Below are 12,988 nucleotides of genomic sequence, written 5' to 3'. Positions count from 1 at the left end.
CGCTCGACGCCGAGGCGAGGCTGGTGGTGAGGGTGAGGGCGGCGAGGGCGGACAGGGCGAGCGTGCGGATCGTGCGGGTCATGGGGAGTCTCCTTGGCGAAGCGGTCTCGCTTCGAATGACCCGAGTGTCGCGCCTGCCCGTTCAACCCTCGCCTACCACCCGTTCAAAACTCGTGTAGGCTCCTTGATCGTCTCTTCGGGCTTCGCCCCCAGTGCTCGCGCGGCAACACCATCAGTGCCCCTCGTCGTGTCGGTCTCGAGCAGCGTTCGAACCGACCCTTCGACCGGACCACGCGGGAAGCGTCAGAAACACGAGGCCGCCCAGCAGGGCCGCCGCTCCGCCCGGAGCTCCCCAACTGCCCGCGCGCTCGACGGTCGCGAAGGCGCAAAGACCGAGATACAAGAGTGAAAGGCCGACGAGGATTCGGATCACGCGGGCGCCCGGAGTCCCGAACGCGCTCAGCAGTCCCCCGGCGGTCAGGAGCAGCGCGAGCGTCACGGCGCTGGCGTGCGTGAGATGCTGCGCGAGGTAGTCGCGCGTGGTGGCCTGCAAGTGAGCTTCGCGCAGCGTTATCGGAAGCAGTGCGAGCGCCATCACGGCGCTCGCGACGAGCGTCGGCAAGTGGACGGGTGCGCGCCAAGGCCGACGAAGCAACGCGCGAGGAGCCGGGTACGTGCTCAAGGCGAGTCCCAGCGGAATGCCCGCGGCGATCAAAAGTTCGAGCCCGATGTTGGCGGTGTCTTCAGGGCCGGGCACGACCACGAAGGTCAGAGCGACGAGCGACACGACCAAGGCGAAGAACTGAATCAGCAAGGGGCGCTCCGTCGGTCGCCGCAGGGACGCGAGGAGCGCGCCGCAAGGCAAGATGGCCGACAGCACCGCCCATTGAGCTTGGTACCAAGCGTCGACGAAACGCGGAACGCCCGGCTCGAAGACTCCGAGCTTGACGCCGAACGGTTCGAGCGCCACCGTGAACGAACCCATGAAAAGCTGCATGACAGCCACGGTGAGAAGCGCCGCGAACGTGTAGAGCGCGTGGCGCCAGCGAGCAGGCGAGCGATTCGGCGTGAGGTGTGAACGACGGGTCGAGGCGTGCATGATTTCCTCCTACGGCTTCTCCGGCCGCGAGCACAGCGTAGGTGGACCGTCGTCACGGGCGCATCGTTCGCTCGAACCGACGCTTCGACGAGGTTTACGGTTGACGTGGACGATGCGGCGCGATCTCGATCGCGCCTGCTCGCGATGCTTCCGCCGTCCTTCGAGGATGAGAAAAGCTCGTGGATCGACTCGATTCCAGCGGTTCGGCGCCGATCGTGGCTCGCTTGAGTCTCGGCAGGCGCTCGCGTGCGACGCCCCGTCGGGACGCGCGAGCGGCCGAGCAGCGCCATCTTGTTGGCGTGACCGCTCGTAGTCTCGCTGCGTCCGTCATCGCCGAGACGTGACCTTGAGGGAAAGGCGTCGCCCGCCGACCCTTCCGATCAGACGCCTTCGAAGACGCGTAACAGCCTCGTCCGAAACGCGGAGGATTCCGGTAAGTTCTGCTCCACGAACGTCCGCACCCGTGTGCGTTCGGCGTCGTCGGCGATGGCACGCCACACCCGGATGTACTCCGTGAACTCGTCGAAGCGCTCTTGGCCGATGAGCAGGTTGTAGAAGTGATTCGACAACCGCCGTTTCTGCGTGGGCGTGAGGAACGCGTGGCGAAGCGCCCGCGCGAGGCGAGCGCGCGCGTACCCGGAGTACGACACGACGAACTGCGCCTCGATGAAGCGCACGCCGAGCTCCACGCAAGCGGCGTCGCCCGCTCGAATTCCATCGGCGAGGTTGTACCACAAGGGATCGATGCGCGGAACGTCCGTACGGCGAGGTGTCGTGGCGATGGGGAACGTACCGCCCAACTCCTCGTGCAGGCGCAGGAGATCTTCGCGGCCCCAGGGCGGGGGAGCGGAATGGTACTCGTGGAACTTGAGTTGAAATCGACCGCCCAAACGGATCTTGCCCATGCGTGCCTCCTCGTGATGTCTCCGGAAAGCAAGCTAGCGGCTTCGGCATGATTTTCGCGTGAAGCCCGACTGAGCGTCGGGCGCCTTGGATGCGCGGTTCGGAGCGGGGAGCAAAGGCGCCGGGATCTTCGGCCGCTCGTCACGTGCCGCGTGATGAAGCGAACCGGGCCCTCGACATCGGCCAGCGCGGCGGCGGAGAGTTCGCGCCGAGCATGCGTTCCCGCTTCTCGCAGCGCGGCTGGAGTCACATCATGAAGGCGGGGAGTTCACGTCAGCCCTGACGAGGCGTTACTGGAGGCCGTGTTCGATGGCGTAGCGGGTGGCGGCGGCGCGGTTGGGCACGCCGAGCTTGCTCAGCACGGCCTTGACTTGGTCCATGACGGTGTACACGCCCGTGCCGAGCTTGGCGGCGATCTGTTTGTTCGACAAGCCTTGGGCGAGCAGGGAAAGAACTTCGCGTTCGCGAGGCGTCAGCGCGAACGTCGACGGGGTGCGCGGCGCGGAAGGCGCGGGCATTTCGTCGGGCACGCCGAAGGCGACCAGTCGTGTGATGAGGGCGGTCGTATCGAGGGCTTGCCCTTCGGCGGCGGCGCGCGCGCCTTCCGGTTCGTGACGGCGCTCCAGCGCGGGCGACACCCAAGGCGCGAAGAGAGATTGCGTCAGCGTCGGGTCGTAATTGCGGTTCTCGGCGAGGGTCGTGGCGGCCGACCAGAAGCGCTGGGCTTGAGCGAAGCGACCTTCGTGCGCGAGCCAGGCGGCGAGGCCGTACAAGCCGCCGACTTGCAGATCGGTGTTCTGAAGTTGCTCGCCGACGTTCAGGACCTCTCGAAGCAGACGCTGGGCGGCTTCCGTCCGGCCATCGTGCAAATCGACTGCCGCCAGGATCATCTGCGACCACGCCCGGCCGATGTAGTTTCGCACCTCCTCGGTGGACGCGATGGCTTCGTCCAAGATGGCGCGGGCATCGTTCCAGCGTCCCTGCCAAAGCGCCAGACTGCCCAGCATGCCCAGCCCCATGACGCTGATGAGGTTGTCACCGTTGGGCCGCGTCCACGCCAAGGAGTCCTGCAAGTCCCGCATAGCGGCCTCGGGATCAAGCGGAAGCGTCAGGTAGGCGCGCACTTGCATCGCGGAGGCCAACCCTCGGGCGTCGCCGCGCGCTTCGAACGTCTCCACGCTTCGGGCGGCGAACGCGCGACCCTCGGCGAACAAACCGCGCCGGTAAGCCAGGAAGGCCAAGGCGTACTGCAGCCACCCGGCCGCCGAACTGTCTCGCGGCACGGCTTCGAGCGCGCCTCGCACGGGCGACGCCGTGGCGTAGTCCAAGCGGGAGGCCGACAGGGGCGCGAAGTAGTGGGCGAACGTGGAGAGGGCCGCTTCCTGCTGAAGGCGGGCGGCGTAGGCGAGGGCGGAGAGAATGTTCGGTTGTTCCTCGTCCCACTGCCGAAAGGCGGCGGCGACCGCTTGCAGGTCGGGCCGTCCGTATCCTTGGATGAGGCGGTTGAGGTGGCTGCCGAGATCTAGGAAGAACCGCAAGTGAGCTTGTCGGACGTCGGCCTCCTCTGAACTCGATTGAAGTGACTCCAGCGCGTACTCGCGCACCGTCTCCAGCATTCGGTACCGAGCTTCGCCGCCTTGCATGTCCACCGAGACGAGGCTCTTGTCGGTCAAGGACGCCAAGCCGCTCAGCACGTCGAGACCATCGCCGCACACGGCCTCGGCGGCCTCCAAGGAGAAGCCGCCCATGAACACGCTCAGCCGTGCGAAGAGCCGCTGCTCTTGGTCGTCGAGCAGGGCGTGGCTCCAATCGATGGCGGCGCGCATCGTCTGCTGCCGCTCAGGCAAGTCGCGCGCTCCGCCGGTCAGCAACGCCAAGCGCCGAGTGAGACGGTCACGCAGGGCGCTCACGCTCAAAAGGCGAACCCGCGCGGCCGCGAGTTCGATGGCGAGCGGCAACCCGTCGAGTTGGCGGCAGATGTCCTCGACGAGCGGCAACTCCCCGTCTCCCAGCGCGAGGTCGGGCCGTACGGCGCGGGCACGCTCGCAAAAGAGCCGCACGGCCTCGCCCATCGGATCCTCGGGCCGAGGCAAGCTCAGGGGCGGTACGGGAAACTCGTGCTCGCCGTACAGTCGCAGACGCTCGCGGCTGGTGACGAGCAAGGTGACGTCCGGAGCGAGCGCCATCAACCGTCCGAAGTCGGGCGCGGCCTCCAGCAGATGCTCGAAGTTGTCGAGCACGAGCAGGAGTTGGCGTCCCGCCAACGTCGCGCCCAACGTCTCCACGAGGTCTTGGGCGGACTCTTGAACGCCCAATCCGCGCGCGACGGCGCGCAGAACCTGCTCGGGACGCTCGAGGGGAGCCAAGGGTACGAACAAGGCGCCGTCAGGGAAACGGGGCGCGAGTTGGCGCGCCGCCTCCAAGGCAAGACGCGTCTTGCCGACTCCGCCGGGCCCGGTCAAGGTGAGCAGCGAAACCTCGGGCCAGTTCAGGATCTGCCTGACTTGCACGAGTTCACGCGACCGGCCGATCAAGGCGGTTGGCGGCGCGGGAAGCGCCTGAGGCAACGAAACGGCCATGATGCCACTCCAGTATAGCTTCCCCCCCTTCCGAGGGGGGAGGGGAGCTTCCCCCGAATCAGGGATGTGCGGCCCCACCCCGCTTTCTACACTGCGATTCGAAACCGAGGTGCTGTATGAACTCGACTCCCCTCACCCTCTTGCGCCGCGTGACGCTCGGCAACACCTACGACTTGCGCGCCGACCGCTTCAGCGTCTTGATGAGCGGCGAGGACACCGGCGGGCGTTTCGCCGTCATCGACCTGTGCGCGCGGCGTTCCTTCGAGCTTCCGATTCACGTTCATCGACATGAAGACGAGTTGATCACGGTGCTGGAAGGCCGCTTGAGCGTCCAGGTAGGCGCGTCGTACGCCGAGGCCGCTCCCGGCCAGGTGCTGTGGCTGCCGCGCAACGTGCCGCACGCGTTGAAGTTGCGCAGCGAAACCGTCCGCCTGCTGGTGATGTACACCCCGGCGGGGTTCGAGCACTTTCTGCGCGAGGTGTCGCGTCCTGCCGCCGAGTTTTGGCCCACCGCGCCCGATCCGCCCGACGTGCCGCGCCTCGTGACGGTCGGCGAGCGATACGGCTTGGAGTTCTTTCCCGAGATGACTTCGCAGGAGGAGCAATGATGCGCGACGTGATGACCGGAAGTGCTGTGTTCATGGTGCAGGTGCTCGGACAGCCCAGCCTGCGCGATGTCCACGGAGCGCTTCGCCCCCTGGAGCGCAAGGCCGCGGCGCTGCTGGCTTACCTCGCCATCGAAGGCCACACGCCTCGCGGCCGCTTGACCTCGCTGTTGTGGCCCGAGACGCGTGAGGACGCGGCCCGCAACAACCTCGTGCATCTCCTGCGCAAGCTCGCCAGCTTGGCGGGAGTGCCGCTCGTGGAGGGCCGCGAGACGCTGGCCCTTCACCCGGAGGTGCGAGTCGACGTCCAAAGTCTGTTCCTGGCAGGCGAGGCCGCTTCGGGCGTCCCGCTGCCCGTGGCTCGCGCTTCACTGCTCGCCACCCACGACTTCGACGACTGCCCGGAATTGGAGGAGTGGCTGTGCGCCGAGCGCGAGCGTCTGGAAGAGTGGTGGCTGCTGATCTTGCGCGAGCGCGCCACGCTCCTCGAGGCTCAAGAAGCGCACGAGGCGGCGCTCGGCGTCGTCTTGCGCCTGCTCGACCTCGATCCGCTCTCCGAGGACGCGCATCGCCGCTTGATGCGTCTGCACACGCGAATGGGCAATCGCCACCGCGCCCTGCGCGCTTACGAGCGGCTGTGCGCGTTGCTGCGCCGCGAATTCGGCGCGGAGCCGTTGCCGGAGACCGTGACGTTGGCTCAGTCGCTTTACCGGCCCCTCACGCTTGCCAGCGCTTCCAGTTCGCTGATTTCCGCCTGAGTCCCCGCTTCGTCCAGGAGGTCGTTTCTATAAAGTTACTCGTGCTGATTCACGTTCTGAGCGCCGTCATCGGCCTCGGTCCGACCTTCTTCTCGGCCGCACTGTTGCGAGGGGGGCCGTCTCCGGTCGCCTTGCGGCACAACTTGGCCTTGTTCTCGGCGTTGAGCGCCTTTCCCAAGATCGGCGGAACGCTGACGGTGTCAGCGGGTTGGCGCTCATCTGGTGTGGTCAGTAGGGGTCGGTGACGCAATTTTGTCTGCTCGGCTCGCTGGCCCTCTACGTCCTCATCCAAGCCGTGATTCTGGGCTACGTGGTATCTCGCACGGGCCGCTTAGTCGCCTGGGCGTCCAGCCCGGTCGGTCAGCAGGCGGCGGTCATACCGGGAGAGCAGGCGCCCGTGCTGAACGGCATTCACAAAGCGCACCTCGTGGTGGGAGCGCTGGGCGTCGTCCTCTTCGCCTTGATCATTCTCAAGCCGCAGCGAAAGCCTTCGGGAGCCGGGGTACGCGGCACCAAGAGCGTACCCCGGCTCCCCGCTTGTCGGGATCGCCAGGTCGGCGTATCCCTTCAACGCTCGCTGCTTGCCTCTGTGCGAAGCGCGGCGGCGAGTTCGGTCCAGCCTCGCTCCTGGGCGACCTGCAAGGCGGTGCGGCCCTGCCAGTCGAGGGCCGTCACGCCCGCCCCATGTGCCAGCAGCCAATTGAGCGCCGCCACGCTGCGGGCGTGCAAAGCTCCGTGCACCGCGTCATTCAAACCTTCGCGCGCCCCCGCGACCCACACGGTCTCCAGCGTCTCCACGTCGCCGCTGAGCGCCGCGTGGAACAGCAACGAAATGCCGTGCGCTCCCGGCGTGCTCGCCAAGTCGGGCCGTTCGGACAGCAAGGCGCGCAACGCGTCCGCCCGCCCGAGCATTGCCAGCGCACCGTGCGTCGGCGAGGCGCCGCGCTGCAGCAGCAACTCGGCGATGTCGCGGCTGCCCGTGTGAGCGGCGGCTTCCATCGCCGTCTCATTCCACGTCTCGAAGCGCGCTTCGAGCAGCTCGGGGTGGGCGTCGAGCAATTCCTGAACGCGAGCGGCGTTTCCGTGGGCGTTGGCGACCAGTTCGTGCAGGGGATTCGTGAACGACGTCATAGCTCGACCTTACGCCACGTCGCTCGCGGCGACCTCTTCCGAATTGCTCGTTTTCTCCTCGTGAGAGGGAGGCGCGCCGAAACGTTGCTTGTACGCGGCGGTGAAGCTGGTCGGACTTGAAAATCCCACGTCGAGCGCCGCGCGTCCCACCGGCATGCCTTCGCGCAGCAAACGCCGCGCTCGTTCCAAGCGGCGGCGAGTCAGGAACGCATGCGGCGTTTCACCCGTGACGACCTTGAACGCTCGCAGAAAGTGGTGAGGAGCGAGGTTGGCGACGTCCGCCAGTTCGGCGAGCGTCACGGGCGCGTGCAAGGAAGCTTCCGCGTAATCGCGGGCGCGCTGAACGCGTCGGTACGTTTCCTCTCGGGTGGCGGCGCGCGCCCACGGCAAACGGCCCGCCTCGTCCCGAACTTCTCCGGCGAGGCGGTACAGGTCGTCGAGCAGCGTGAGCGCGAGTTGCTCGACGCGCGGGCCGTGCAGCGCGTGCCGCTCGTTCAGCAGGCGCGCGGCGCGCAACCGCCGACCGAGTGGGTGCCGCTGCGGGTAGGTGCGAACCAGCAGCTCGGGGACGCGGGCGCTCGTATCGAACGGCGCGTCGAGCAGCGCCGCCGGGGTGAGGCGCAGGGCGCGTAGCACGCCCGCGGCGAAGGCAGGGTGGAAGAAGACGCAAAAGGACTCCACGTTCCGGTCGACGTCGACGGCGTACGGCTGATGATCGTTGAGCACCAGGAAGCAATCGTCGTCGACGCGGTAGCGGGCGCGTCCGACTTCGTACAGCGCGGCGCCGCGCCGCATGGTTTTGAGAGAGAGGGCGCCCCGCTCGCTCGTGCCGAAGAAGCCAAGCGAGGACTCGTGCAGCAGGCGGAGGGACGGGGCGACCATGACGCTCATTGTGCCACTCGAAGCTCGACACCGGCGCGGGCGTCCTCCCAGGAGACGCGGTTTCAATCATTACGCTATTTGCGTAGACGTGCTATCGTCAATTATGGCAAGGGCGCGCATCATCGTCGTTGAAGAAGTTCCCGCTACGCTTGCCACGAACTGCTCGCGTGAAGGCTCGGCGGTCGCGTGGATCGTCCGTATCGACGGCGAGGAGTTCACGCACGGTCACATCCACGCCTTGACCTTCACGACTCCAGAGGACGCCGCGCAGTTCGTACTGGACTTGCGCGACGAGTACGACGCGGACACCCGCCTCACCATCGTCGGTCTCGACGCTCTGGGCCTGCCCCTCGACGAGCGTGACTGCGCCGAGGCCCGCGAAGCGCCGCCCGAACCGCGCGTGTCGTGCCCGCGCGAACGCTTGACGCTGCACGTCGCCAGGACCTTGTTCCTCGACGTGCCCGCCACGTTCAAGCGCACGCTTGTGCTCGAACTTTACAGCGCTTGGCTGTCGCCCTGCCAACACTCTGTCCTCGCGCAACTCGAAGCGGAAGTGCTCGTCGCGCGCCTCAAGGCCACGCTGCCCTTCGAGACCGCCGATTGGGCGGCGTGGCACGCGAACGTTCGCGCGCTCGTTCGCCGCGCCCGCGCGTGATCCGACGCGAAGACGGCGCGCACGTCGATTCACCCTGTCAAGGTCACGGCGTACCCTGAGCGCATGCGGTACGCTCGGCACTCCCGACTGGCGTCGGTGCACGTCGCCTCTCTTCGTGAGAACGCTCAAGTCGTTCTCGGCTACGTGCTCGCCGAAGCGCCGTACGCCGTGCCGCTCGAGCGCGGCATGGTCGAGTCCGAACACCTGCTCGAACGCCACGCGGTCGCGCTCGGCTACGACGGCGTGCTTCTCGAGAAGGCGCATCATCCGACCGCAGAGCGAATTGCGCACGTCACGCTCGCCCTGCAGCAGATCGCGCTCGGGGCTTCGCTCGGCGCGACGGTCCGAGAGACGCTCACGAGAACGCAACCCGCGGTTTGCTCCCTGCTCGTTCATGCCGACGGCAGCTTCGACCGCGCCGATGACGCGCTGGGCGTGGCGTACACCTTGAACGGGCGTCCGTACGCGCTCACCTTGCCCGCGTCCGACGCTGCCAACGGCGCGCTCGCCGAACGCGAAGCCTTGCGCGTGGCCTTGCTGCACGCCCGTGAGCTCACGCCCGAAGCGGTCGTCGTGCGCAGCGATCACGTGTTTCACGTTCGCCGCTACGCCGAGAACCTCGCGCATCCCGAGCGACGCAAGTCGCCTTCGCTCGAACGCCTCGACGCGCTCGTACAAGAGTGGGGAACGCGCGTGCGCTTCGAGTACACGTCCACAGCCGGAACCGACGCGCCGCATCGCCTCGCGGTTCACGCGAGAGCCTTGCGCCGCCTCGCGCTGGCATTGCCCTTGTCACGCGGACAGCTCAGCGCCTTGAAGCGCGTGCATTACGCGCTCCGCTCTTCCGTTCCCGTCGAGTATTGAGCGTCGCGAAGGGGCAGAAGCCTCCCTTGAAGACGTGGAAGTGCGAACGCCTCACTTGCTGGCCGCCTCCCATCGAGTGGGCCCTCCTGCTCGTTTGCACGCCTGCCGGGAAGGTCAAGCGTCGGCAAGCATGCTTCGTCTCGCGCGAAGCAGGAAGGCATTGACGCGCGCGTAATCGGGCCGCTCGGGCAGACGGCTGTTCGGCAGAGCCCGATCGAAACGGGCGTGCAAGGCCAAGCGCCACGCGTTCACGTCCTGCCACGCGACGCTCCCGCGCTTGATCGCCAAGAGCGCCTCCTTGTGCTCGCCGACGTGCACGAGCACCTCGCCTTCCTCCAGCACCGCGATGCCCGAGATCAGCAAGCGAACGAGGTGCATCGCGTGCTTCCAGCGAATCTCGCCGTGGTTGCGCAAGTCCGCTTCGAGCTTCTTGAATTGCGACAGCACGTACCCGTTGTACGTCTGATACACGAGCGTCGATAAAAAAGCGCCGCGCATCGCCAGAAGTTCGAGGGCGAGCGGCGACGCGTGTTCGATCAGCGGTGTGTACAGGCACTCCAGCACGTTCGGATTGGCTTTGAGGGCGAGCGACAAAAATTTCTGAAGCTCCCAGTACGCTTCTTGGTTGTCGTGGTCTTCGAGTTGCTCGGGCACGCTCCACAGCGACCAGTGCAACTCGGCGGGAGGCAGGTAGAAGCCGCGGCGGTCCGTGTCACTCTCGTCAGTGGCCAAACCGAACGCGCGAGAGCCGACGACGCAGCGGTACTGCACGAACGTCAACCAATCGGGCGTGTCCGGCGCGTCGAGCTGCTTGTGGTGCTTTCGGACGTCGAGCTCTCGCTTCAGGAAGCTCGTTTCGAAGCCGTCGGGGAAGCGCACGCGGTAGGCGTGCCGGGGATCGACGGGGGTGCGCACGATCACGCCCACCGCCCCGGTGGGCCGCGTGATCTCTCCGGACGGCGTGTGAACGGGCACGCGAGTGACGACGTGCGTGCCGAGCGGAATGAATTGAAGATCGGTGTTCACGGCTGGACTCCTCGTTCGAGCGTAGCGCTTCGGTACCGTTCAGGTCGGCCAGGCGCCGAGTTCGACGAGGTGCACGACCAGCCCGAGAAAGGGTACTGACCACTCGCTGTGGCGCACGATCAGGCGGTCGCCGGATACGCGGCGGCCTTCCCAAAGATGCACGACTGGAAAGCCGGTCTCGAAGACTTGCCGGGATGGTGGATCGCCTTCCCAGCACGGGGCTTCGATGCCCACGACGGCAAGATACTGCCCGAAGTCCTCGGCCAAGCTCGCAACAAGATTGACGCGCCTGCTTTGACGAGGTCGCAGAGGGCAGCATCTCTTTGGCGAGAGGAGCGGCCTCCACGAGCGTGAGCTCTCGTCGCGCTCGGTCCGCCCCTCGTAGCCTTCGTTGCCCAGCGCGTGCCGCGCGTTGTTCATTCGGCGTTCTTGAGCAGCGTGGGGCGACGGCTCGCCGAGAAGTGTCTGCCCGAACGACCCGGCGCGTTCAATACTGATCGAGCCGCACGGCGAAGCCGCAACGCGTTCATGCGCGGCCGCCGTCTTGAGTACCGAAGACAAAACGCGAGCGTCCGGGGGAAAGAACATAGGCTCTTTCCCCCGGACGCTCGCGTTTCAGTAAGCGACGCCGAACCGTCGCCCGACGTGCTGAGACCTTTCCAGTTCGTCCACCAACGCCACCGCGTAGTCCTCGTAGGAGATGTGGCTGCGTCCTTGCTCGTCGGTCAAGAACTGATCGAGCGTGGTGCGGTAGCGTTGCGTTCGCTCTCCCGCCTGAATTTCTGCAGCCGGACTCAGGTAGGTCCAATCGAGTTCGTCCGCTTCGGCACGGTACACTGCCAGCGCGTCTCGCCCTTCAACCGCTTCGCCTCGGTACGCTTCGGGAAAACCGGGGGCGTCCATCAGCATGACGCCGGGAGCCACCTCCAAGCTTCCCGCTCCGCCGACGACCAGCAGACGCTTCACGCCAGCCTGCTTCAACCCCGCGATCAACCCGCGAGCGGCGTCGACCAGGGAAGGCGCACTTCCCGTGGTCCCCGGCCGAGGCGAAATGGCGCTCACGACGGCGTCGGCGCCTCGCGCCACGGAGGCGACGCTCGCGGCGTCGGTCGCGTCGCCTCTCACCAGGCGAACGCGCGAATCTGGGACTTGTGATCGTGCGGGATCCCGTACCACGGCCACGACGTTATGCCCACGATTCGCGGCCTCCAGTGCGATTCTCTGGCCAATGTTTCCAGTTCCGCCGAATAGAACGATGTTCATCGCTGCACCCCCGCTCTGACAGCTTTCGAAGCCGTCCATGATGGAAACGTGCACGTCGTATACGACGCGTATCGAACAGCGGCCAAACGGCCCGCCTTCGTAAAGGCGATTCGCTCGGCGCGTGGCGTCACCATACTACACCCGCCGAGCGACCGAGTTTCCTTCGCTTTCTTTGTCTGACGTCTTGGCGCGTCAGTTGAGAATGCGTTCCAGGGAGTCGAGTTCCCCGATCAATTTCTTTTCCGCTTTCACGAGCTTGAGCGCCGCCGTCGAATCAGCGGCTCCGCCTGCTTGGTACGCGTCGTAGGCTCGTTTGAACTCTACGCCCGCTTGCAGAAGCGAACGGAATTCCTCGCGAAGCGATTCTTCGCTCGACGCGTCAGCCAGCGTACTCATCACACGGTGCAACGTCTTCTTCGCGCGCTCGTGTCGCTGCACGCCCTTGATGACGTTCCCGCTACGCAACACCTGCTTGGCTTCTCGCAATTCCAGCGAGGCTGCCAGGATGTCGTGCAAGTCCTGGGGAACGTTCGACAAGGGACTTATATTCGCCATTGTCATAGTCGTCGTTCCTTCAAAAAGCGCTCTTCGGGAATGCCCGGGCGCTCCTCGTCAAAGAGCCGCCTTTTTGGCGGCCCTTCCTGTCTTTGTAGAAATAAAAAAGAAAACCCCCGCGCTGACCTACTCTCCCAGGACCCTGCGGTCCAAGTACCATCGGCGCCACTGCGTTTCACGACCCAGTTCGGGATGGAATGGGGTGGGTCCACAGTGCTATGAGCACGGGGTGTCTCGGTTTTGGTGGTGCAAAAAATCAGCAGTCGAACCTGCGAATTCGAGCGAAAGAAAGGCGATCAAGACCTCGACTGATGAGCACCAGTCAGCTCAATACCTCTCGGTACTTGCACTCCTGGCCTCTCGACCCGGTGATCTTCCGGGAGTCTTACCCAGTTCAACTGGACAGACACTTCATCTTGAAGTTGGCTTCCCACTTAGATGCTTTCAGCGGTTATCCATTCCAGACATAGCTACCCAACGTATGCCCCTGGCGGGACAGCTGGGACACCAGCGGTCTGTTCACTCCGGTCCTCTCGTACTAGGAGCAACTCTTCTCAAGTGTCTAACGCTTGCAGCGGATAGAGACCGAACTGTCTCACGACGTTCTGAACCCAGCTCGCGTGCCGCTTTAATGGGCGAACAGCCCAACCCTTGGGACCTTCTTCAGC

General features: G+C 65.7%; 14 protein-coding genes and 2 rRNA genes. 5 read left to right on the top strand and 11 right to left on the bottom strand.

Features of this window, described 5'->3' with window-relative positions; translation table 11 throughout:
• Positions 1 to 232: 232 nt before the first annotated feature.
• The 3 genes from DES52_RS22235 to DES52_RS22220 all read right to left on the bottom strand — a co-directional run bounded on the left by DES52_RS22235 (position 233) and on the right by DES52_RS22220 (position 4,581).
• Positions 233 to 1,099 carry a hypothetical protein gene (locus DES52_RS22235; protein WP_110889027.1) on the bottom strand — a complete coding sequence of 289 codons (867 nt, stop codon included), beginning with the start codon at positions 1,097 to 1,099 and terminating at the stop codon, positions 233 to 235.
• Between the two features lie 380 nt (positions 1,100 to 1,479).
• The gene (locus DES52_RS22230) at positions 1,480 to 2,004 is read right to left on the bottom strand and encodes a hypothetical protein (protein WP_110889026.1); all 525 of its coding nucleotides are present in this window, start codon (positions 2,002 to 2,004) and stop codon (positions 1,480 to 1,482) included.
• Positions 2,005 to 2,292: 288 nt separating this feature from the next.
• Entirely contained in the window at positions 2,293 to 4,581 is a 2,289-nt protein-coding gene (locus DES52_RS22220; protein ID WP_110889024.1) for a LuxR C-terminal-related transcriptional regulator, read from the bottom strand.
• Between the two features lie 116 nt (positions 4,582 to 4,697).
• Between DES52_RS22220 and DES52_RS22215 the strand changes: the two genes are divergently transcribed.
• The 3 genes from DES52_RS22215 to DES52_RS22205 are packed head-to-tail and all read left to right on the top strand — an operon-like array spanning position 4,698 to position 6,189.
• On the top strand, positions 4,698 to 5,189 hold the full coding sequence (locus tag DES52_RS22215) for a cupin domain-containing protein (protein ID WP_110889023.1): 492 nt from the start codon (positions 4,698 to 4,700) through the stop codon (positions 5,187 to 5,189).
• Positions 5,186 to 5,944: an AfsR/SARP family transcriptional regulator gene (locus DES52_RS22210; RefSeq protein WP_110889022.1), complete on the top strand. Its 759-nt coding sequence runs from the start codon at positions 5,186 to 5,188 to the stop codon at positions 5,942 to 5,944. The genes DES52_RS22215 and DES52_RS22210 overlap by 4 nt, the downstream gene beginning before the upstream one ends.
• A 41-nt stretch (positions 5,945 to 5,985) precedes the next feature.
• Entirely contained in the window at positions 5,986 to 6,189 is a 204-nt protein-coding gene (locus tag DES52_RS22205) for a hypothetical protein (protein WP_110889021.1), read from the top strand.
• Between the two features lie 322 nt (positions 6,190 to 6,511).
• Here the strand turns inward: DES52_RS22205 and DES52_RS23355 are convergent, their stop codons facing one another.
• Both DES52_RS23355 and DES52_RS22190 read right to left on the bottom strand, forming a co-directional pair.
• The gene (locus DES52_RS23355) at positions 6,512 to 7,075 is read right to left on the bottom strand and encodes an ankyrin repeat domain-containing protein (protein WP_211317984.1); all 564 of its coding nucleotides are present in this window, start codon (positions 7,073 to 7,075) and stop codon (positions 6,512 to 6,514) included.
• A gap of 9 nt (positions 7,076 to 7,084) precedes the next feature.
• The gene (locus tag DES52_RS22190) at positions 7,085 to 7,957 is read right to left on the bottom strand and encodes a helix-turn-helix domain-containing protein (protein WP_170131228.1); all 873 of its coding nucleotides are present in this window, start codon (positions 7,955 to 7,957) and stop codon (positions 7,085 to 7,087) included.
• Positions 7,958 to 8,045: 88 nt separating this feature from the next.
• On the opposite strand from DES52_RS22190, the gene DES52_RS22185 reads away from it, so the two are divergent.
• Positions 8,046 to 8,612, top strand: a complete 567-nt coding sequence (locus DES52_RS22185; RefSeq protein ID WP_146237431.1) for a hypothetical protein — start codon at positions 8,046 to 8,048, stop codon at positions 8,610 to 8,612.
• Between the two features lie 63 nt (positions 8,613 to 8,675).
• Positions 8,676 to 9,476 (top strand): hypothetical protein, encoded by an 801-nt coding sequence (locus DES52_RS22180; protein WP_110889017.1) that lies wholly within the window; start codon positions 8,676 to 8,678, stop codon positions 9,474 to 9,476.
• 114 nt (positions 9,477 to 9,590) lie between these two features.
• Here DES52_RS22180 and DES52_RS22175 read toward each other — a convergent pair whose 3' ends face one another.
• The 6 genes from DES52_RS22175 to DES52_RS22150 all read right to left on the bottom strand — a co-directional run.
• Positions 9,591 to 10,502, bottom strand: a complete 912-nt coding sequence (locus tag DES52_RS22175; RefSeq protein WP_110889016.1) for a nucleotidyltransferase domain-containing protein — start codon at positions 10,500 to 10,502, stop codon at positions 9,591 to 9,593.
• A gap of 39 nt (positions 10,503 to 10,541) precedes the next feature.
• On the bottom strand, positions 10,542 to 10,736 hold the full coding sequence (locus DES52_RS22740) for a hypothetical protein (RefSeq protein ID WP_146237430.1): 195 nt from the start codon (positions 10,734 to 10,736) through the stop codon (positions 10,542 to 10,544).
• A gap of 381 nt (positions 10,737 to 11,117) precedes the next feature.
• Positions 11,118 to 11,765: an NAD(P)-dependent oxidoreductase gene (locus tag DES52_RS22165; protein WP_110889014.1), complete on the bottom strand. Its 648-nt coding sequence runs from the start codon at positions 11,763 to 11,765 to the stop codon at positions 11,118 to 11,120.
• Positions 11,766 to 11,957: 192 nt separating this feature from the next.
• Positions 11,958 to 12,326: a hypothetical protein gene (locus DES52_RS22160; protein ID WP_110889013.1), complete on the bottom strand. Its 369-nt coding sequence runs from the start codon at positions 12,324 to 12,326 to the stop codon at positions 11,958 to 11,960.
• 107 nt (positions 12,327 to 12,433) lie between these two features.
• Positions 12,434 to 12,550 (bottom strand): 5S ribosomal RNA (gene rrf / locus DES52_RS22155).
• Between the two features lie 62 nt (positions 12,551 to 12,612).
• Positions 12,613 to 12,988, bottom strand: a 23S ribosomal RNA gene (locus tag DES52_RS22150); the annotation flags it as partial.

This window comes from Deinococcus yavapaiensis KR-236 (assembly GCF_003217515.1).
GTDB lineage: Bacteria > Deinococcota > Deinococci > Deinococcales > Deinococcaceae > Deinococcus_A > Deinococcus_A yavapaiensis.
The sequence above is the reverse complement of the archived record's forward strand: the minus strand, read 5'-3'. Positions and strand labels throughout refer to the sequence as shown.

What these genes read in the sequence shown, in the direction of transcription:
- DES52_RS22235 (WP_110889027.1), bottom strand. Translation starts at nt 1,099, where the DNA reads ATGCACGCCTCGACCCGTCGTTCACACCTCACGCCGAATCGCTCGCCT.
- DES52_RS22230 (WP_110889026.1), bottom strand. Translation starts at nt 2,004, where the DNA reads ATGGGCAAGATCCGTTTGGGCGGTCGATTTCAACTCAAGTTCCACGAG.
- DES52_RS22220 (WP_110889024.1), bottom strand. Translation starts at nt 4,581, where the DNA reads ATGGCCGTTTCGTTGCCTCAGGCGCTTCCCGCGCCGCCAACCGCCTTG.
- DES52_RS22215 (WP_110889023.1), top strand. Translation starts at nt 4,698, where the DNA reads ATGAACTCGACTCCCCTCACCCTCTTGCGCCGCGTGACGCTCGGCAAC.
- DES52_RS22210 (WP_110889022.1), top strand. Translation starts at nt 5,186, where the DNA reads ATGATGCGCGACGTGATGACCGGAAGTGCTGTGTTCATGGTGCAGGTG.
- DES52_RS23355 (WP_211317984.1), bottom strand. Translation starts at nt 7,075, where the DNA reads ATGACGTCGTTCACGAATCCCCTGCACGAACTGGTCGCCAACGCCCAC.
- DES52_RS22190 (WP_170131228.1), bottom strand. Translation starts at nt 7,957, where the DNA reads ATGGTCGCCCCGTCCCTCCGCCTGCTGCACGAGTCCTCGCTTGGCTTC.
- DES52_RS22180 (WP_110889017.1), top strand. Translation starts at nt 8,676, where the DNA reads ATGCGGTACGCTCGGCACTCCCGACTGGCGTCGGTGCACGTCGCCTCT.
- DES52_RS22165 (WP_110889014.1), bottom strand. Translation starts at nt 11,765, where the DNA reads ATGAACATCGTTCTATTCGGCGGAACTGGAAACATTGGCCAGAGAATC.
- DES52_RS22160 (WP_110889013.1), bottom strand. Translation starts at nt 12,326, where the DNA reads ATGACAATGGCGAATATAAGTCCCTTGTCGAACGTTCCCCAGGACTTG.